This is a genomic window from Cronobacter universalis NCTC 9529 (assembly GCF_001277175.1).
Classification (GTDB): domain Bacteria; phylum Pseudomonadota; class Gammaproteobacteria; order Enterobacterales; family Enterobacteriaceae; genus Cronobacter; species Cronobacter universalis.
In genome coordinates this window covers 4,014,105-4,032,384 of record NZ_CP012257.1, presented here as the reverse complement: position 1 = coordinate 4,032,384, position 18,280 = coordinate 4,014,105, and the positions used below count along the sequence as shown (strand labels likewise).

At 60.1% G+C, this 18,280-nt stretch carries 18 protein-coding genes; 11 read left to right on the top strand and 7 right to left on the bottom strand.

Going from position 1 to position 18,280, the window contains the following annotated elements:
- Positions 1–84 precede the first annotated feature (84 nt).
- On the top strand, positions 85–1,275 hold the full coding sequence (locus AFK65_RS18635) for an MFS transporter (RefSeq protein ID WP_007702890.1): 1,191 nt from the start codon (positions 85–87) through the stop codon (positions 1,273–1,275).
- Positions 1,276–1,314: 39 nt separating this feature from the next.
- On the opposite strand, the gene AFK65_RS18630 is transcribed toward AFK65_RS18635, so the two are convergent.
- Positions 1,315–1,872, bottom strand: a complete 558-nt coding sequence (locus AFK65_RS18630; protein WP_007702889.1) for a DcrB family lipoprotein — start codon at positions 1,870–1,872, stop codon at positions 1,315–1,317.
- Positions 1,873–1,945: 73 nt separating this feature from the next.
- A complete protein-coding gene (locus tag AFK65_RS18625) occupies positions 1,946–2,611 on the bottom strand; it encodes a 7-cyano-7-deazaguanine/7-aminomethyl-7-deazaguanine transporter (RefSeq protein ID WP_007702888.1) in 666 nt (221 codons plus the stop codon).
- Positions 2,612–2,818: 207 nt separating this feature from the next.
- On the opposite strand from AFK65_RS18625, the gene tusA reads away from it, so the two are divergent.
- The 4 genes from tusA to AFK65_RS18605 all read left to right on the top strand — a co-directional run bounded on the left by tusA (position 2,819) and on the right by AFK65_RS18605 (position 6,088).
- Positions 2,819–3,064 carry a sulfurtransferase TusA gene (gene tusA / locus AFK65_RS18620; RefSeq protein WP_007702887.1) on the top strand — a complete coding sequence of 82 codons (246 nt, stop codon included), beginning with the start codon at positions 2,819–2,821 and terminating at the stop codon, positions 3,062–3,064.
- Positions 3,065–3,251: 187 nt separating this feature from the next.
- Positions 3,252–4,235 (top strand): TRAP transporter substrate-binding protein, encoded by a 984-nt coding sequence (locus AFK65_RS18615; RefSeq protein WP_007702886.1) that lies wholly within the window; start codon positions 3,252–3,254, stop codon positions 4,233–4,235.
- Positions 4,236–4,283: 48 nt separating this feature from the next.
- On the top strand, positions 4,284–4,790 hold the full coding sequence (locus AFK65_RS18610; protein ID WP_007702885.1) for a TRAP transporter small permease: 507 nt from the start codon (positions 4,284–4,286) through the stop codon (positions 4,788–4,790).
- Positions 4,791–4,801: 11 nt separating this feature from the next.
- Positions 4,802–6,088, top strand: a complete 1,287-nt coding sequence (locus AFK65_RS18605) for a TRAP transporter large permease (protein WP_007702884.1) — start codon at positions 4,802–4,804, stop codon at positions 6,086–6,088.
- Between the two features lie 204 nt (positions 6,089–6,292).
- Here the strand turns inward: AFK65_RS18605 and zntA are convergent, their stop codons facing one another.
- Positions 6,293–8,506, bottom strand: a complete 2,214-nt coding sequence (gene zntA / locus AFK65_RS18600; RefSeq protein WP_038858697.1) for a Zn(II)/Cd(II)/Pb(II) translocating P-type ATPase ZntA — start codon at positions 8,504–8,506, stop codon at positions 6,293–6,295.
- Positions 8,507–8,606: 100 nt separating this feature from the next.
- Positions 8,607–9,233 (bottom strand): lysoplasmalogenase, encoded by a 627-nt coding sequence (locus AFK65_RS18595; RefSeq protein ID WP_007702881.1) that lies wholly within the window; start codon positions 9,231–9,233, stop codon positions 8,607–8,609.
- Positions 9,234–9,373: 140 nt separating this feature from the next.
- Between AFK65_RS18595 and AFK65_RS18590 the strand changes: the two genes are divergently transcribed.
- Entirely contained in the window at positions 9,374–9,739 is a 366-nt protein-coding gene (locus tag AFK65_RS18590) for a DUF2500 domain-containing protein (protein WP_007702880.1), read from the top strand.
- 56 nt (positions 9,740–9,795) lie between these two features.
- Here the strand turns inward: AFK65_RS18590 and AFK65_RS18585 are convergent, their stop codons facing one another.
- Positions 9,796–10,065, bottom strand: coding sequence for a DUF1145 family protein (locus AFK65_RS18585; RefSeq protein WP_004384839.1), 270 nt, complete (start codon positions 10,063–10,065; stop codon positions 9,796–9,798).
- The gene (gene rsmD, locus AFK65_RS18580; RefSeq protein ID WP_038858699.1) at positions 10,055–10,651 is read right to left on the bottom strand and encodes a 16S rRNA (guanine(966)-N(2))-methyltransferase; all 597 of its coding nucleotides are present in this window, start codon (positions 10,649–10,651) and stop codon (positions 10,055–10,057) included. The genes AFK65_RS18585 and rsmD overlap by 11 nt, the downstream gene beginning before the upstream one ends.
- 190 nt (positions 10,652–10,841) lie before the next feature.
- On the opposite strand from rsmD, the gene ftsY reads away from it, so the two are divergent.
- The 4 genes from ftsY to rpoH all read left to right on the top strand — a co-directional run bounded on the left by ftsY (position 10,842) and on the right by rpoH (position 15,255).
- Positions 10,842–12,416 carry a signal recognition particle-docking protein FtsY gene (gene ftsY / locus AFK65_RS18575; RefSeq protein WP_007702875.1) on the top strand — a complete coding sequence of 525 codons (1,575 nt, stop codon included), beginning with the start codon at positions 10,842–10,844 and terminating at the stop codon, positions 12,414–12,416.
- A gap of 2 nt (positions 12,417–12,418) precedes the next feature.
- Positions 12,419–13,087 carry a cell division ATP-binding protein FtsE gene (gene ftsE, locus AFK65_RS18570; RefSeq protein WP_015742802.1) on the top strand — a complete coding sequence of 223 codons (669 nt, stop codon included), beginning with the start codon at positions 12,419–12,421 and terminating at the stop codon, positions 13,085–13,087.
- Positions 13,080–14,135 (top strand): permease-like cell division protein FtsX, encoded by a 1,056-nt coding sequence (gene ftsX / locus AFK65_RS18565; protein WP_004384843.1) that lies wholly within the window; start codon positions 13,080–13,082, stop codon positions 14,133–14,135. Before ftsE ends, ftsX begins: the two co-directional genes overlap by 8 nt.
- Positions 14,136–14,397: 262 nt before the next feature.
- Positions 14,398–15,255 carry an RNA polymerase sigma factor RpoH gene (gene rpoH / locus AFK65_RS18560; protein WP_004384844.1) on the top strand — a complete coding sequence of 286 codons (858 nt, stop codon included), beginning with the start codon at positions 14,398–14,400 and terminating at the stop codon, positions 15,253–15,255.
- Between the two features lie 48 nt (positions 15,256–15,303).
- On the opposite strand, the gene pdxR is transcribed toward rpoH, so the two are convergent.
- Positions 15,304–16,797, bottom strand: coding sequence for a MocR-like pyridoxine biosynthesis transcription factor PdxR (gene pdxR, locus AFK65_RS18555; RefSeq protein ID WP_071602580.1), 1,494 nt, complete (start codon positions 16,795–16,797; stop codon positions 15,304–15,306).
- Between the two features lie 118 nt (positions 16,798–16,915).
- Between pdxR and AFK65_RS18550 the strand changes: the two genes are divergently transcribed.
- Positions 16,916–18,181: a 4-aminobutyrate--2-oxoglutarate transaminase gene (locus AFK65_RS18550; RefSeq protein ID WP_038858700.1), complete on the top strand. Its 1,266-nt coding sequence runs from the start codon at positions 16,916–16,918 to the stop codon at positions 18,179–18,181.
- Positions 18,182–18,280: the final 99 nt, after the last annotated feature.

The following is an 18,280-nucleotide window of genomic DNA, read 5'->3' as shown; positions in this document are numbered from 1 at the left end:
GAAGTCTGAAACGCGGGCGTTTCCGTTGAAGGAAATTTCAGGTTTATACTGACGCTACCGCTGTTGCCAAAAAAGTGAAATGTCATGCCGGATGCAAGTGCCGAACCCGCGTTAAGCGGCCTGCGGCTGAACCTGAAAATCGTCTCCATCGTTATCTTCAATTTCGCTACCTTCCTGACCATCGGCCTGCCGCTCGCGGTACTGCCGGGCTATGTCCATGACGTGATGGGATTTAGCCCGTTCTGGGCGGGGTTGGTCATCAGCCTTCAGTATATCGCCACGCTGATAAGTCGTCCTCATGCCGGGCGCTACGCCGATCTCTGGGGGCCGAAAACCGTGGTCATTGTCGGCATGTTCGGCTGTCTGCTGAGCGGCGCGAGCTATTTTCTGGCGTGGTGGGGCGGCGGCTTGCCGCTGGTATCTCTGGCGCTGCTGTGTCTCGGTCGTGTGGTGCTGGGCTTTGGGCAGAGCTGCGCGGGCACCGGCTCGACGCTCTGGGGCGTCGGCGTGGTCGGTTCGGCGCATATCGGCAAAGTGATCTCCTGGAACGGCGTGGTCACCTACGGCGCGATGGCCGTGGGCGCGCCGCTCGGGGCGCTACTGTACCGTCTGGGCGGCCTGCCGCTGGTGGCGGGCGTTATTATGGGCGTGGCGCTGCTCGGGATTGTGTTAGCGCTGCCGCGTCCGGCGGTGAAGGCGAGTAAGGGCAAACCGCTGCCGTTTCGCGCGGTGCTCGGCAAGGTCTGGCCGTTCGGCATGGCGCTGGCGCTCACCACTTCCGGCTTCGGGGTGATCGCCACGTTTATCACGCTGTTCTATCAGGCGAAAGGCTGGGACGGCGCGGCCTTCGCCCTGACGCTCTTCAGCGGCGCGTTTGTCGGCACGCGCTTGCTATTCCCTAACGCGATTAACCGGCTGGGCGGCATTAACGTGACGCTAATCTGCGGCGTGGTGGAAACGGCTGGGCTGCTGCTGGTTGGGCTGGCGGTGGAGCCGTGGATGGCGAAAGCGGGGACGTTTCTCGCAGGCGCAGGCTTCTCGCTGGTCTTCCCTGCGCTCGGCGTCGTGGCGGTGAAGGCGGTGCCCCAGAGCAACCAGGGCGCGGCGCTCGCCACCTATACGCTGTTTATGGATCTGTCGCTCGGGATAACCGGGCCGGCGGCAGGCGTGCTGATGGCCTGGGCGGGCGTACCGGCGATTTATCTGGCGGCGGCGGGGCTGGTGTTGCTCGCCATTCTGTTAAGCGCGCAGTTAAAAAAACGGCCCGCCCCGTAAAGGGCAGGCCGCTGTTATAAGCGTAATCTTTACCGCGGATTACTTCACCACGATGGTATTGATGATGTTCTCTGCGGTGCTCTGCGCCTGCTGCTGGTTATCGGCAGGCAGCGTGATTTGCAGGGTCAGCAGTTTGTCATCGACATTGCCCAGCACCACGGAGGAGTAAGCGGTCTGGCCTTTGGCGGAGATGACGGTATCGAGCTGCTGCATCTTCTGGCCTTTGATTTCAATCGCTTTATTGGTCACGACCTGCAGCTGCGGGTCGCGGGCGCGCTGCTGGTCTTCCAGACGTTTCGCCAGCACTTCCAGTGATTCCTGGCTTTTCTCGCCGACGATGACGATCACGGCTTTCTGGCCGGTCTGATCGGAGTAGACATGCATGTTGTTCGCCTGGGTGCCCACTTTACCGCTCTGATCGCTCATATCCGCCGGCAGGGAGAAGCTCAGTTTGCCGTCCAGCAGGCTGACTGGCTGGCCGGAAGCTTCGCTCTGTGAGGCACCGGCGCTGGCCGGCGCGTTGCTGTCTTTGTTATCGCAGGCGGCAAGCCCCATCACCAGCAGGCCAATACCGACATATTTCACCAGATTGCGCATTCACTTATTCCTTTACAAGAGACGGTCAACACGACCCATCCCTGCATCTTAACACAAGAAATTCCGTGAACCTTTAACCGCGCTGCAGCACGCGGAAATCGGATTTATCCGCCAGCTTTTTCAACAGCATATTCAGCAGCACGCCATACATCGGCAGGAAGAACACCAGGCTGATAAGCACCTTGAAGGTGTAATCCACCAGCGCGATCTCCATCCAGTGTTCGGCCATGAACGGGTCCGGGCTGCGCCAGAAGGCGATAAAGAAAAATGACAGCGTATCGCTGACGTTGCCGAGCAGCAAGGACGCGCCCGGCGCCAGCCACCAGCGCGGGCTTTGGCGCAGACGGTTAAAGACATGCACGTCGAGGATCTGCCCCAGCGCATAGGCCATAAAGCTCGCGGTCGCGATGCGCGCGACGAACAGATTGAAGTGCGAGAGCGCGCCAAACCCTTGCCAGCTCCCCATATAAAACAGCGAGGAGATCACGTAGGAGACCAGCAGCGCAGGCACCATCACGGCGAAAATAATGCGGCGAGCCAGCGGCGCGCCAAAAATGCGCACGGTCAGATCGGTGGCGAGGAAAATAAACGGAAAGCTAAACGCGCCCCAGGTGGTGTGAAAACCAAAAATGGAGACCGGCAGCTGCACCAGATAGTTGCTGGAGGTGATCACCAGCAAATGAAACAACGACAGCCAGACGAGCGCGTTGCGGCGCTGACCAGAGGTAAAGGGAGTCATATTGTGACCTTTTTGTTAGTTGGGGTGAGGGAACCCAGTTCATCTTCAAGCTACTAAGGCAGACGCGGCGCGTTTGCGCAAAGCCGCCGCATGATACTGCTTTGTCTCGCCAATGCAATGGTTAATTTTAACGCAATCGTTCACATGAGTTGCGTCACGAAAAACGGGGGGTAAACTAGGGCGGTTTTTCACAACCCCGAGAGAAGCATGACCGATCTGTTCGCCCACCCTGACCATACCCTGGACGCCCTCGGGCTGCGCTGCCCTGAGCCGGTAATGATGGTGCGTAAAACCGTGCGTAATATGCAGCCCGGCGAAACGCTGCTGATCGTGGCCGATGATCCGGCGACGACGCGCGATATCCCTGGCTTCTGCCGCTTTATGGAGCATGAACTGGTGGCCTCGCAAACCGAAACGCTGCCGTATCGCTACCTGCTGCGCAAAAATCAGTAATCCCTGCCGTAAGCCGCCGTCATGCGGCTTTCTGAACTCACGTCACATTCTTTTTAAACCCTTGTTTCAAAGTTGTTGCTTTTGTGAGGCGCTTCACCCTGCCTTTACAGGACGTCGTCTAGTTTATAACCGACAAATCAAAACACCGTTTTATAACTAGCCTGTCCTTATCCTCTGGAGCGACCCGATGAAAAAGCGATTTATCCCGGCCCTGGCCGGTCTTTGCCTCTCCACCGCGTCACTGCTGTTTGCGCCCGCTCTGCATGCGCAAGTGATTAAAGCGGCCGATGTTCACCCGCAGGGATACCCGAATGTCGTCGCCGTGCAAAACATGGGTGAAAAGTTAAAACAACAAACCAACGGCGAGCTGGAAATTAAAACGTTTCCGGGCGGCGTGCTGGGCGATGAGAAGCAGATGATCGAACAGGCGCAAATGGGCGCAATCGACATGATCCGCGTTTCAATGGCGCCAGTCGCGGCGATTTTGCCGGAGATCGAAGTGTTTACGCTGCCGTATGTGTTTCGTGATGAAGAGCATATGCACAAGGTCATTGATGGCGATATCGGCAAGCAAATCGGCGATAAACTCACCAGCAACCCGAAATCGCGGCTGGTCTTTTTAGGCTGGATGGACTCCGGCACCCGCAATTTAATCACCAAAAACCCGGTCGTGAAGCCGGACGAGCTCAAGGGCATGAAAATCCGCGTACAGGGGAGTCCGGTCGCCATTGGCACGCTGAAAGCGATGGGCGCGAACGCCGTGGCGATGGGGGTGAGCGAAGTCTACAGCGGCCTGCAAACCGGCGTTATCGACGGCGCTGAAAACAACCCGCCGACCTATATCGCCCATAACTACCTGCCGGTCGCGAAGCATTACACCCTGAGCGGCCACTTTATTATCCCCGAAATGCTGCTCTACTCGAAAGTGAAGTGGGACAAGCTCAAGCCCGAGCAGCAGCAGAAAATCCTGACGCTCGCCCGCGAGGCGCAAATGGAACAGCGTGCGCTGTGGAATGCCTATAACACGCAGGCGCTCGACAAAATGAAAGCGGGCGGCGTGCAGTTCCACGACATCGATAAGGCGTATTTCGTGAAAGCGACCGCGCCGGTACGCGACCAGTATGGCGCGAAGCATCAGGATCTGATGAAAGCCATCGCTGACGTCAAATAACCCCCTACGCCGGGCTGGCCCCGGCGCCTCATCTTCTGCGGAGTATTTATGTCCCGATTTCTGGTCTGGATGGATCGCCTGTACCTGCTCGCCATGATGGTGGCCGGGTTCGCGCTGTTGATCATGACGGTCGTGATCCCGATAGGGATTTTCTCGCGTTACGTGCTCAACCGGGGAGAATCCTGGCCTGAGCCGGTCGCTATTATCTGCATGGTGACGTTTACCTTCATCGGCGCGGCGGTGGGCTACCGCGCGGGCTCGCATATCGCGGTGAACATGCTGACCGATCGCCTGCCGCCGTTTGCGCAGCGGGTCTGCGCGCGCGCGGTCGATCTGCTGATGCTCATCATTTCCGCGGTCATGTTTTACTACAGCGCCCTGTTGTGCATGGAGCTGTGGGAGCAGCCCGTCGCGGAATTTCCGGTCCTGACCTCCGGAGAAAGCTATCTGCCGCTGCCCATCGGCTCGGCGGTGATGATTCTGTTCGTCATCGAGCGGCTGCTGTGGGGCTCTCAGGAGAACCGCCCGGTCGTGCTCATTGGCAACCATAGCTAGCGGGGAACGTTATGGACGCATTTATCTTACTGGCCACGCTGGCGGTGTTGCTGGCGCTCGGGATGCCGGTCGCTTTCGCGGTGGGCCTGAGCGCCATCGTGGGCGCGCTCTGGATAGACCTGCCGCTGGAAGCGTTGATGATCCAGATAACCAGCGGCGTTAACAAATTCACGCTGCTGGCGATCCCGTTTTTTATCCTGGCGGGCGCGATTATGGCCGAAGGCGGTATCGCCCGACGGCTGGTGAACTTCGCCTATCTGTTCGTGGGCTTTATCCGCGGCGGGCTGTCGCTGGTGAATATTGTCGCCTCGACGTTTTTCGGCGCGATTTCCGGCTCGTCGGTGGCGGATACCGCGTCTATCGGCAGCGTGATGATCCCGGAGATGGAAAAGAAAGGCTACCCGCGAGAATACGCCGCGGCGGTCACGGCGAGCGGCTCGGTGCAGGCGATTCTTATCCCGCCCAGCCATAACTCGGTTATCTATTCGCTGGCGGCGGGCGGCACTGTGTCTATCGCGACGCTGTTTATCGCGGGCGTGTTGCCGGGGCTGCTGCTGGGACTGAGCCTGATGGTGCTCTGCATCGCCTTCGCGCGGCGGCGCGGCTACCCGAAAGGCGAGCGTATTCCGCTCAGGCAGGCGCTGAAAATTTTCATCGATGCGCTGTGGGGGCTGATGACGGTCGTGATTATCCTGGGCGGCATTCTCACCGGCGTGTTTACCGCGACGGAGTCGGCGGCGGTGGCGTGCCTGTGGGCGTTTTTCGTGACGATGTTTATTTACCGCGATTACCAATGGAGCGAGCTGCCAAAGCTGATGTTCCGCACCGTGAAAACGGTGACGATCGTGATGATCCTCATCGGTTTTGCGGCGGCGTTCGGCGCGGTGATGACCTATATGCAACTGCCGACGCGCATTACGGAATTTTTCACGACGCTGTCGGATAACAAATACGTCATTCTGATGTACCTCAATATCATGCTGCTGCTTATCGGCACGCTGATGGACATGGCGCCGATCATTTTGATCCTGACGCCGGTGCTGTTGCCGGTCACCAATCAGCTAGGCATCGATCCGGTGCATTTCGGGATGATCATGATGGTGAATCTCGGGATCGGGTTGATTACGCCGCCGGTGGGGTCGGTGCTGTTTGTGGCGAGCGCCGTGAGTAAGCAGAATATCGAAACCGTGGTGCGCGCCATGCTGCCGTTCTATGGCGTGCTGCTTATTGTGCTGGCGATGGTGACTTACATTCCGGCCATTTCGCTCTGGCTGCCGCGGATATTAGGGATGATGTAAGGGCGATGGCGGGTGTTCAGGTTGAAGTGGCGGGTGCACTTCGTTTACCCGCCCTACGAGTATTCCGCCGCTGTGATGTAGGGTGGGTAAGCGCCGTTGAGGTGGCGGGTGCACTTCGTTTACCCGCCCTACAGCTGGTCTGGATGTGGGGAGTTGGTTTTGTAGGGTGGGTAAGCGTAGCGCACCCACCGTGTTTGTTTCCCGTCAGCCGCGTTTACGCAACAGCCTTAACGCATTGGCGGTCACCAGCACCGTAGCACCCGTATCGGCCAGCACGGCCAGCCACAGGCCGGTCAACCCGAGCAGCGTCGTCACCAGGAAAACGGCCTTTAACCCCAGCGCAATCGCGATGTTCTGGCGAATATTGCGGTGCGTGGCGCGGGCAAGCGCGATCATCTCCGGCAGCGCCTCCAGCCGGTTGTGCGTCAGCGCCGCGTCGGCGGCTTCCAGCGCCACATCGGTGCCGCTGCCCATCGCAATACCGATGGTCGCGGCTTTCATCGCCGGCGCATCGTTGATACCGTCGCCGACCACCGCCAGCGGCGCGCGGGCGTTAAGCTCATTGACCGCCGTCACCTTATCCGCAGGCAGTAGCCCGGCGCGATAGTCTATTCCCAACTCTGTGGCAATTGCCGCCGCCGCGCGCGGGTTATCGCCGGTCAGCATCACGCTCCCCACGCCCAGCGCCCGGAGTTTCTCCACCGCGTCGCGCGCGTCGGCGCGTTGCGTATCGCGAAGCGCCAGCGTGCCGAGAAGCCGATCGCTTGCGGTCACCACGATCACCGTCTGGCCCTGCGCTTCCTGCTCGCGGATGCGCGCCTGCCACTCCGCGGGAAGCTCAATAGTCACTTTATCCGGCGCGCTGATGCGAAGCAGGCGGCCCTCCACCTGCGCTTCAACCCCCGCGCCCGCCAGCGTGCGCTGCGCACCGGCGCGCAGCGTCGCCACGCCGCGCGCGTTCGCCTCGCGCACCACCGCCTGCGCCAGCGGATGCGTGCTGCCCCGCTCAACGGCTGCGGCGTACGCCAGCAGCGCTTCCGCTTCCAGCCCGTCAACCGGATCGACCGCCGTGACCTGCGGCGTACCCGCTGTCAGCGTGCCGGTTTTATCGAAAGCGATCTGTTCAACGCGCCCCAGCGCCTCCAGCGCAGCGCCGCCTTTGATCAGCGCGCCGAAACGCGTGGCGGCGGCAAGGCCCGAGGTGATCGCCGCAGGCGTCGAGATCACCAGCGCGCACGGGCAGCCAATCAGCAGCAGCGCCAGCGCTTTGTAAACCCACGGCAGCCAGGGCGCGGCAAACAACAGCGGCGGCATAATCGCCGTCAACAGCGCCGCCGCCATAATGGCCGGGGTATAGAGGCGGCTGAAGCGATCGATAAAGCGCTCGATCGGCGCGCGTTTCGATTCCGCCTCTTCGATCAGATGCAGAATGCGGTCAATGGCGCTGTCGCCGGGGCGTGACGTGACTTCAAGCGACACCAGACGATCGACGCTGGTCGCGCCCGCAGGCACTTTTTCGCCCGGCTGGCGCTCGACCGGCAGCGATTCGCCGGTCAGCGCGCTCTCATCGAAACTTGCCGCCGCGGCGATCAACTTGCCGTCCGCCGGAAGCCTGCCGCCTGCGGCCACTTCAATCACATCGCCGGGCTGGAGGTCGCTTATCGACACGGTTTCACGCGCGTCGCCGCGCAAACGCACGGCCGTTTCCGGTCGTAACGCCACCAGCGCGCTGACGCCGCTGCGCGCGCGGTTCGCCGCCCAGCCTTCGAGCCGCTCGCCGACTAAAAAGAGCAGCAGCACCATCGCCGCTTCTTCACTGGCGCCGATAATCAGCGCGCCGGTGGCGGCCACGCTCATCAGCGTTTCAATGGCGAACGGGTTGCCGCTGCGGATAAGCCGCCAGGCCTGACGCGCGACCGGGAACAGCCTGACCAGCGTGGTAACGGTAAACGCGATACGGCCCGCCAGCGGATGGAACTGTTCCAGCGCCCAGCTCAGCGCCATAAAGATGGCGATAACGATAATCGGCAGGTTTTCCCGCAAGCCTGAAGGCGCTGCCGGGGCAGGCACATGAGCGTCGCGTAGCGTATAACCGGCGGCGCGTACCGCCTGTTCGATGGCCTCACGCTGCGAGGCGGGGGCGTCCACTACCAGTTTTTCGGTCGCGAACAGCACCTGGACCTGACGCACTTCGGGCACCTGCCGCACCGCGTTTTCCACTTTGCGCGCGCAGGCGGCGCAGTCCATACCGGCGACCTGCCAGCTCAGCGCGCCGGTCGTTTCCACCGCAGGCGACGTCTCACAGGCGCCGCTTTCGCAGCAGTCAGCGTTGCTGATGGCGGGTTTTTGCGGGGCAGGGATCGGCGTCATTTTCGCGAACTGCGGTGTCGCGTGGCGTTTTTCAGAAGGGTTGCGCATGGCGTCCTCCGGTAATGATAATTTTCTCATTACCGGAGCTTACACTCTGGAGTCGACTCCAGAGTCAAGAGAATTGTGGGCGGCATTTCACCGCCCGGCGTTAAAGGTAAAGCGAGCGGACAATCATAAAGTGGCCCGCGAAATAGCAGGCGGCGGAGATGGCGCTGTCCGCGGTAAAGCGCTTACGGTAGTGACTGCCAAGCCAGACGACCGCATTCAGCAGTAGCAGCACCGCGCCGACGAAGCCGGAGAAGCTGGTGTCGGTCGGGCGGAAGAAATAGAGCTCGCCCGCCAGCCACACCATCACCAGCGTCATGCCGATATAAGTGCAAATCGGCCAGCGCAGATCGCCAAGGCGGGTCCAGATAGTCGCGATCAGCGCCGCGCCAATCACCAGCAGCGCCAGCGGCAGCGGCCAGAAAAAGGAGAGCGTCATCTGGCTCGCGAACCAGACGGTATAGAGCAGATGCGACAGGAAAAACGCCCCGAAGGCGTACAGCAACTGCTGGCGCGGCAGCAGCATAAGCGCGTCACCCGCAAGCGTCGCCACCAGGCCCGCCAGCACGAGATAACCCGTCGGGCTCGCGAGCGGCGCCTGCCAGCCCAGCAAGAGTAACAGCAGCAGCGTTAATGGCTTAAACAGCCAACGCTGCCAGGTCGCGCCGCGGTAAGACGCATCGACATACAGCCAACCGGATAAAAAGACAGCAATAAACGACCAAAGCATGATAAGTCCCTGATTCAGTTATTGTAACGTGCGCACGCGGCGCACGGCCCTTGATTTCAGTCTAGTGGTCAGACGGGCGGGATGACAACGCCTGGCGCTGCGGGGTATTCTTAAAAAGAGTTAAGCCGCCGGGATCTGCCATGAGTAAGCCACCGCTTTTTTTCATTATTATCATCGCGTTAATCGTCGCGGCCGCTTCATTTCGCTATGTGCAGCAGCGGCGCGAGAAAACAGAAAATGACGCGGCCCCGGTCACGCAGCAAAACGTGGTGGTGACCAGCAAGCGGGAAAAACCGGTTAACGGACGGCGTTCGCGGGAGCAGCAGGTCGCGCCGCCTGCGCAAACGGTACGGTATGAGGCGACGTTTCGCCCGCAGGAAGGCGGGGCAGAGATGCGGTTTCGGCTGGATGAGGCCCATTACCATCAGCTGACGGTGGGCGATGAGGGCCAGCTGGTGTATCAGGGGACGCGGTTTCTGGAGTTTGTTCCCGCGCCCGCGCGTTAACCTGGCATGGCGGGTGCGCGTCGCTTACCCGCCCTACAAAATGGCCTGCCCGCGCGTTAACGCGGCTTCTTCTGGTTTTTCTGCCAGGCGATCAGTTCAAATACGCCGAAGATAAAAATACGCGCCTGCTGGAAACGGCTTAACGGCGGGGCGTCTTTCGGCTGCGTGGCGCGCAGCAGCGATAATTGCAGAATATGCATGATTATCATGAAAAATAGCGCCACGTTAACGAAAATATTCAGCGGGCGCGGGAAGGGCTGAATCAGATTCAGCAGCAGAAAGCCCCACACGCCCAGCATCAGCAGGCGTCCCAGATTAATCAGCATTTTGCTCTCCTTGTGATTCGCGCAGATAAAGCCGGTACGCCACCTGGCCCGCCACTTTTTCGCGGTGCAGTTGCCAGCTGGCAGGCACCGGCGGCAGGCCGTTTTCCACTTCGCTTTCAACGTAAATCAGCGCCTGCGGCGCCAGCCAGCCGCGCGTTTCCAGCAGGTTCAGCGTCTCTTCCAGCAGCCCTTTACGAAACGGCGGATCGACAAACACGATGTCGTGCGGCTCGCCGTTCTGGCTCAGAAAATTGAGTGTGTTAGTGTTCACTACCTTGGCAGCGCTGGATTTGAGCGTAGCAAGGTTTTTCTGAAGCTGCTGCGCGACGCCGCGTTCCATCTCCAGAAGCGTGGCGTCGGCGGCGTAGCGGGAGAGCGCCTCCAGGCCCAGCGCGCCGCTGCCAGCGAAGCAGTCCAGGCAGCGCGCGCCGACCAGATAGGGCGCCAGCCAGTTAAATAAGGTTTCGCGCACGCGGTCGGTGGTGGGGCGCAGGCCGGGGCTGTCCGGCACCGGCAGCTTCCTGCCGCGCCACTGTCCGCCAATAATGCGGATCTGGCCGCTACCCGAGGAGGTTGGTTTCTTCATTATGCTCACACGCTTTTCTGTTCAGGCTGCTATTCTAGCGGCGCAAACGGGCGGGCGAAACCTCCGTGCGGCGGTATGCCGCCCCGGCGGGAAAGTGGTAGACTAACTTATTCATTCGCAATTTTTTTCAGTACCCTGAGCCAGACGACGGGACTGCGCCATGTATTAACCGCGAGGAGTGCATTCGCCAATGGCAAAAGAGAAGAAACGTGGCTTTTTTTCCTGGCTGGGTTTTGGCCAGAAAGAGCAGGCAAAAACTGAAGCCGAACAACAAAAAGTAACAGAACAACCCGCGGCGACAGAAGAGCGCGTTGAGCCTGACTCGCAGACAGCGGCTGATGAGACCCCTCATTCCCTGGCGGAGTCTGAAAAATTCGCCGATGAGGTCGTGGCCGTCAGCGAAAGCGTGGCGCATGAAGAAAAAGAGGCCGCGCAGCCGGAAACCATTGAGACGCCGGTTCAGCCAGAACCGGAACCCGAGCCGGACGCCGTAAACCCGCCGGTTGCCCAGGCAGAAGAGTGGCTGCCTGAGCAGGAAGAAAATCGCGCGCCGGTAACGCTTGCGCCGGAGCCTGTCGCTGAGCCGCAGCCAGAAGTCGTCCCGGAAACGATTGTCGAAGAAGACGTAATTGAAGAAGCGGCGGCTATTGAAGAGCCGGTGGTTGAAGAGCCGGCCGTCGAGCCTGCGGTGGAAACGCCGCGCGATGAAGACGAGAGTGCAGAAGACGCGCCAATTAGCGAAGAAGAGCTGATAGCGCTGGCGGCTGACCCGGAAGCGGCGCTGGAAGCCGAGCCGGAAGATATCGAAGACGTCGCGCCGGTCGCAGAGCAGGAAAAACCCACCAAAGAGGGCTTCTTCGCGCGTCTTAAACGCAGCCTGCTGAAAACCAAAGAAAATCTCGGTTCCGGATTTATCAGTCTGTTCCGCGGCAAAAAAATCGACGACGATCTGTTCGAGGAGCTCGAAGAGCAGTTGCTGATTGCCGACGTGGGCGTGGACACCACGCGTAAAATCATCGCCAGTCTCACCGAAGGCGCGAGCCGCAAGCAGTTGCGCGATGCCGAGGCGCTCTACGGCCTGCTGAAAGAAGAGATGGGCGAGATCCTGGCGAAAGTGGACGAGCCGCTGAATGTCGAAGGCAAAACGCCGTTTGTTATCCTGATGGTGGGCGTCAACGGCGTGGGTAAAACCACCACCATCGGCAAACTGGCGCGTCAGTTCGAACAGCAGGGCAAATCGGTGATGCTGGCGGCGGGCGATACCTTCCGCGCGGCCGCGGTGGAGCAGCTCCAGGTCTGGGGCCAGCGCAATAACATTCCGGTTATCGCGCAGCACACCGGCGCGGATTCCGCCTCCGTGATTTTCGACGCCATCCAGGCGGCGAAAGCGCGCGGCGTGGACGTGCTGATTGCCGATACCGCCGGGCGTTTGCAGAATAAATCGCACCTGATGGAAGAGCTGAAAAAAATCGTTCGCGTGATGAAAAAGCTCGACGAGAACGCGCCGCATGAAGTGATGCTGACTATCGATGCCAGCACCGGGCAGAACGCCGTCAGCCAGGCGAAGCTGTTCCACGAGGCGGTAGGGCTCACCGGCATTACGCTCACCAAGCTGGACGGCACCGCCAAAGGCGGCGTGATCTTCTCGGTGGCCGATCAGTTTGGTATTCCGATTCGCTACATTGGTGTGGGCGAACGTATTGAAGATTTGCGTCCGTTTAACGCGGGCGACTTTATTGAGGCACTTTTTGCCCGAGAGGATTAACCATGATTCGCTTTGAACATGTCAGCAAAGCCTATCTCGGTGGGAGACAAGCGCTGCAGGGGGTGACCTTCCACCTGCGGCCTGGCGAGATGTCATTTCTTACCGGCCACTCCGGCGCCGGTAAGAGTACGCTGCTGAAGCTGATTTGCGGTATCGAACGGCCGAGCGCCGGGAAAATCTGGTTCGGCGGTCACGATATCAGCCGCCTGAAAAACCGCGAAGTGCCGTTTCTGCGTCGTCAGATCGGCATGATTTTCCAGGATCACCATCTGCTGATGGACAGAACGGTCTACGATAATGTGGCGATCCCGCTGATCATCGCGGGCGCCAGCGGCGAAGATATTCGCCGTCGCGTATCGGCGGCGCTGGATAAGGTCGGTCTGCTGGACAAAGCGAAAAACTTCCCGATTCAGCTTTCCGGCGGTGAACAGCAGCGCGTGGGCATCGCCCGCGCCGTGGTGAATAAACCGGCCGTACTGCTGGCGGATGAACCGACGGGCAACCTGGATGACGCCCTCTCGGAAGGCATTCTGCGTCTTTTCGAAGAATTTAACCGCGTCGGGGTGACCGTATTAATGGCGACGCACGACACCGGGCTTATCTCACGGCGCAGCTACCCGGTGCTCACCCTGAGCGAAGGGCATTTGCATGGAGGCCGTGTTGGTGAATAAACGTGACGCGCTGAATGAAATCCGGCGCTTTAGCAACAAACTGGATAATTTCCGTAAACAGCGTTCTTCCGGTGAAACAGGACGGCCTGTGCAGAAGCGAAATAAAGGCTCCAACACCAAAGGCAAATCGCGTCAGGGCGGCATCAATGAACAGGTGCGTTACGCCTGGCAGGGCGCGCTTGCCGATCTGAAAAGCAAACCGCTCGCCACGTTTTTAACGGTGATGGTGATTGCCATTTCGCTGACGCTGCCAAGCGTCTGCTACATGGTTTATAAGAACGTCAGCGAGGCCGCGACGCAGTATTACCCGTCGCCGCAGATCACGGTCTATCTCGATAAAACGCTCGACGATAACGCCGCGCAGCAGGTGGTGGGGCAGCTTCAGGCCGAGCCGGGCGTGGCGAAGGTGAATTACCTCTCGCGCGACGAGGCCCTTGGCGAATTCCGCAACTGGTCGGGCTTTGGCGGCGCGCTGGATATGCTGGAAGAAAACCCGCTGCCGGCGGTGGTAGTGGTCGAGCCGAAGCTCGATTTTCAGAGCAGCGAAGCGCTCAACACGCTGCGCGACCGCGTGGCGAAGCTTCAGGGCGTTGACGAAGTGCGCATGGACGACAGCTGGTTCGCGCGGCTGTCGGCGCTCACCGGGCTGGTCGGGCGCGTCGCGGCGATGATTGGCGTGCTGATGGTGGCAGCCGTATTCCTGGTTATCGGTAACAGCGTGCGCCTGAGCATTTTCGCGCGCCGCGACACCATCAACGTGCAGAAACTTATTGGCGCGACGGATGGTTTTATTCTGCGTCCGTTCCTGTACGGCGGCGCGCTGCTCGGGTTTACCGGCGCATTGCTCTCACTGATTCTGTCAGAAATCCTGGTGATGCGGTTATCCGCCGCGGTGACGGATGTGGCGAAAGTCTTCGGCACAACCTTTGAAATCAGCGGGTTATCTTTCGATGAGTGCCTGTTGCTGCTGCTGGTCTGTTCCATGATCGGCTGGGCGGCCGCCTGGCTTGCCACGGTGCAACATTTACGTCACTTTACCCCCGAGTAAAAAATATTTGTTATAATCATCCCCTGCTACGAGTTCCCGTCAGCAGGGGATGCGTACCGATGAACTTCTGCTTCTCCTGCCCACGCTTTATCATAGCAATGTCACATTTTGTGCGTAATTTATTCACAAGCCTACAGGGAACTTGTGGATAAAATCACGGTCTGATAAAAGAGTGGCTGATATTCTCGTTGCTCAAACACACTGGCCCGTTTGTTGCCTGATGGGGACGAACGCCAGTCCGATGTCGATTGAGAGGATTTGAATGACCAAAGAAATGCAAACTTTAGCTTTAGCCCCGGTCGGTAACCTGGATTCCTATATCCGGGCGGCCAACGCCTGGCCGATGTTGTCGGCAGACGAAGAGCGGGCACTGGCTGAAAAGCTGCATTACCAGGGCGATCTGGAAGCAGCGAAAAAGCTGATCCTGTCTCACCTGCGTTTTGTTGTTCATATCGCTCGTAACTATGCGGGCTATGGCCTGCCGCAGGCGGACCTGATTCAGGAAGGCAATATCGGCCTGATGAAAGCGGTGCGTCGCTTCAATCCGGAAGTGGGCGTGCGTCTGGTTTCTTTCGCCGTGCACTGGATCAAAGCTGAAATTCACGAATATGTGCTGCGTAACTGGCGCATCGTGAAAGTCGCCACCACCAAAGCGCAGCGTAAGCTGTTCTTTAACCTGCGTAAAACCAAGCAGCGTCTGGGCTGGTTTAACCAGGATGAAGTGGAAATGGTGGCCCGCGAGCTGGGCGTTTCCAGCAAAGACGTGCGTGAAATGGAATCGCGTATGGCCGCGCAGGACATGACCTTTGACATGTCCCCGGATGATGACGCGGGTGACAGCCAGCCGATGGCTCCGGTGCTGTTCCTTCAGGATAAGTCTTCTAACTTTGCCGACGGCATTGAGGATGACAACTGGGAAGAACACGCCGCCGACAAACTGACCGACGCCATGCAGGGTCTTGACGAGCGCAGCCAGCAGATCATTCGCGCGCGCTGGCTGGATGAAGACAACAAAAGCACGTTGCAGGAGCTGGCCAACCGCTACGGCGTCTCTGCCGAACGCGTGCGTCAGCTTGAAAAAAACGCGATGAAAAAGCTGCGCGCCGCGATAGAAGCGTAAGCCACGTCAGCCTGATGACACACCCCGCCTTAAGCGGGGTGTTTTGTTTTATGCGCGGCGCGAAAGCGCCGGGTAAGCCGCCTCGATGCATGTCAGCAGCGCTTTAAACGCCCCCTCCATTTTCTCCTCCGCCACGCAGGCGAACCCCATCAGCAGGCCGCGACGCCGGTTCTCCGTCAGGTAGTAGCGCGACAGCGGGCGCACCAGAATGTCGCGCGCGTTGGCAAGACGGGCAATCTCCACGTCGTCCGCATCATCCGGCAGATTCAGCACCAGATGCAGCCCGGCGTTATCGCTGAAATCCGACAGCGCCTCCGGCCCCAGATAGCGCGTTATCAGCGTTGTCAGAAACGCCCGGCGGCGGCCATACAGCAGCCGCATCCGCCGGATGTGGGCGCTGTAATGCCCGGCCTCGATAAACTCCGCCAGCGCCGCCTGGATAATCGAATGGCCGCCGCGATAAAGCTCGGCATGCGCGGTTTTCATCTCCTGCGCCAGCGCGCGCGGCAGCACCACATAGCCGATACGCAGGCCCGGATAGAGCGTTTTGCTGAAGGTGCCGATGTAAATCACCGGCGGGTCCGCCACCAGCCCCTGCAACGCCGGTATAGGCTGGCCGGAAAAGCGAAATTCGCTGTCGTAGTCGTCTTCCACGATCCAGCTGCCGGTCTGGCGCGCCAGCGTCAACAGGCGTTGACGGCGCTCAAGGCTCATGACCGCGCCCAGCGGATACTGATGCGACGGCGTGACGAAAATCAGCCGCGGCGGCGTCCCGGCGCTTTCCGGCGGGACCATGCCCGCGCGGTCGACCGTCACCGGCGTAATGTTTACCTCATTCATCTGCAACACATGGCGGATGCCCCAGTATGAGGGCTCTTCCACCCACGCCGTATCACCACGATCGCACAGCATGCGCGCCACCAGATCGATAGCCTGATGAATCCCTTCGGTGATCAGCACCTGATCCGCCGCGCAGTGAACCGATCGCGACACCCGCAGATAATCCACCAGCGCGCGCTGTAGCTCCGGCGTGCCGCCCTGGCAGCTGTAGGTGAGGCGCTGCGGGCCAGGGCGGCGGCTGATCCGCGCCTGAATTTTGCTGAACAGCTGATGCGGGAACGCCTGAACGTCCGGCACGCCGGGGATAAACGCGCCCCACTGTTTCGGGCTGGCGCTGACCTGGCCGAGCAGCGTTTTGCCGCGCGAGGAGAACTCCGCGTGCGCAACGCGATCGTGCTGCCCCTGCGCTACCGGCGGCGCAGATAACAGGCTGTCCGGCAGCATTCCGGCGACGAACGTGCCGCTGCCGGCGCGAGAGGTCACATATCCTTCTGCGAGTAATTGTTCATAAACTGTTAACACAGTGTTGCGAGAAAGGCCGAGCTGTTGCGCGAGATCCCGCGAGGCGGGCAGGCGGCTTTGCGCAGGCAGGCTGCCATCGAGAATAGTCAGGCGCAGCGCGTTATAGAGCCGCTTATGCAGGCGTTCATCGCGCTGTTCGCCGAGGCGAAGCAATAAGAGATCGGACACTAAAGAATGCAATTGGATCCCTCATTTATTCAAAACTGGTACTCGATTATAGGGCCATAGCCTGGGTAAATAAACGTCACTGTTTCAGGTTTGTTGCTAAAAAGTGACGTTTATCAGCAGGAGAATGCGGGTGAAAAATTCAGAATTGAACCAACGTCGTCAGAGCGCCACCCCACGCGGCGTCGGCGTCATGTGCGGCTTCTATGCCGAAAAAGCCGACAACGCCACCCTGTGGGACGTGGAAGGCAACGAGATTATCGATTTCGCGGCGGGGATCGCGGTGCTGAACACCGGCCATCGTCACCCGCGCGTGGTGGAGGCCATCGAAAATCAGCTGCGCGCCTTTACGCATACGGCGTACCAGATAGTCCCTTACGAAAGCTATGTGGCGCTTGCGGAGCGCATCAACGCCTGCGCGCCGATTGACGGCCCGGCGAAGACCGCGTTCTTCACCACCGGCGCGGAAGCGGTGGAAAACGCCGTGAAAATCGCGCGCGCGTATACCCGCCGCCCTGGCTTAATCACCTTCGGCGGCGGCTTCCACGGGCGCACGTTTATGACGATGGCGCTCACCGGCAAAGTGGCGCCTTACAAAATCGGCTTCGGCCCGTTCCCGGGCTCGGTATTCCACGCGCAATTCCCGAACGCGCTGCACGGCGTGTCGGTGGATGACGCGATGGCGAGCCTGGAGCGTATTTTTAAAGCCGATATCGCGCCGGATCAGGTCGCGGCCATCGTGCTGGAGCCGGTACAGGGCGAAGGCGGCTTCAACGTCGCGCCGCCGGCATTTATGGAGGCCCTGCGCGCGCTGTGCGACGAGCACGGCATTCTGCTGATTGCCGATGAAGTACAGAGCGGTTTTGCACGCACCGGCAAACTCTTCGCGATGGAGCATTACGGCGTGAAGCCGGATCTGCTGACGATGGCGAAAAGCCTCGCGGGCGGGATGCCGCTCTCGGGCGTGGTCGGGCGCGCGGAGGTGATGGACGCGCCTGCGCCGGGCGGTCTTGGCGGCACCTACGCCGGTAACCCGCTGGCGGTCGCAGCAGCGCACGCGGTGCTGGACGTGATTGAGCAGGAAAATCTCTGCCAACGCGCGAACGAGCTGGGCCAGCACTTACAGGAAGTGCTCAACCAGGCGCGGACGTATTGTCCGGCGATTGCCGAAGTCCGCGGGCAGGGTTCGATGGTGGCGGTGGAGTTTAACGATCCGCAGACCGGCAAGCCGTCGCCTGAATTTACGCAGCAGGTGCTGACGCGCGCCCGCGAAGAGGGATTGCTGCTGCTGAGCTGCGGCGTTTACGGCAACGTTATCCGCTTCCTTTACCCGCTGACCATCCCGGACGCGCAGTTCAGCAAGGCGCTGGAGATCCTCTCGCGCGCGCTGGGGCGCTAAATCTGGGGCTTAAACGGCGGGTGCGCACGGCTTACCCGCCCTACATAAAAGCACAGCCTCTGGCCGTAGGGTGGGTAAGCGCAGCGCACCCACCGAAAC

Coding starts and splice junctions, on each gene's coding strand:
- AFK65_RS18635 (WP_007702890.1), top strand. CDS start 85: ATGCCGGATGCAAGTGCCGAACCCGCGTTAAGCGGCCTGCGGCTGAAC.
- AFK65_RS18630 (WP_007702889.1), bottom strand. CDS start 1,872: ATGCGCAATCTGGTGAAATATGTCGGTATTGGCCTGCTGGTGATGGGG.
- AFK65_RS18625 (WP_007702888.1), bottom strand. CDS start 2,611: ATGACTCCCTTTACCTCTGGTCAGCGCCGCAACGCGCTCGTCTGGCTG.
- tusA (WP_007702887.1), top strand. CDS start 2,819: ATGACCGATCTGTTCGCCCACCCTGACCATACCCTGGACGCCCTCGGG.
- AFK65_RS18615 (WP_007702886.1), top strand. CDS start 3,252: ATGAAAAAGCGATTTATCCCGGCCCTGGCCGGTCTTTGCCTCTCCACC.
- AFK65_RS18610 (WP_007702885.1), top strand. CDS start 4,284: ATGTCCCGATTTCTGGTCTGGATGGATCGCCTGTACCTGCTCGCCATG.
- AFK65_RS18605 (WP_007702884.1), top strand. CDS start 4,802: ATGGACGCATTTATCTTACTGGCCACGCTGGCGGTGTTGCTGGCGCTC.
- zntA (WP_038858697.1), bottom strand. CDS start 8,506: ATGCGCAACCCTTCTGAAAAACGCCACGCGACACCGCAGTTCGCGAAA.
- AFK65_RS18595 (WP_007702881.1), bottom strand. CDS start 9,233: ATGCTTTGGTCGTTTATTGCTGTCTTTTTATCCGGTTGGCTGTATGTC.
- AFK65_RS18590 (WP_007702880.1), top strand. CDS start 9,374: ATGAGTAAGCCACCGCTTTTTTTCATTATTATCATCGCGTTAATCGTC.
- AFK65_RS18585 (WP_004384839.1), bottom strand. CDS start 10,065: ATGCTGATTAATCTGGGACGCCTGCTGATGCTGGGCGTGTGGGGCTTT.
- rsmD (WP_038858699.1), bottom strand. CDS start 10,651: ATGAAGAAACCAACCTCCTCGGGTAGCGGCCAGATCCGCATTATTGGC.
- ftsY (WP_007702875.1), top strand. CDS start 10,842: ATGGCAAAAGAGAAGAAACGTGGCTTTTTTTCCTGGCTGGGTTTTGGC.
- ftsE (WP_015742802.1), top strand. CDS start 12,419: ATGATTCGCTTTGAACATGTCAGCAAAGCCTATCTCGGTGGGAGACAA.
- rpoH (WP_004384844.1), top strand. CDS start 14,398: ATGACCAAAGAAATGCAAACTTTAGCTTTAGCCCCGGTCGGTAACCTG.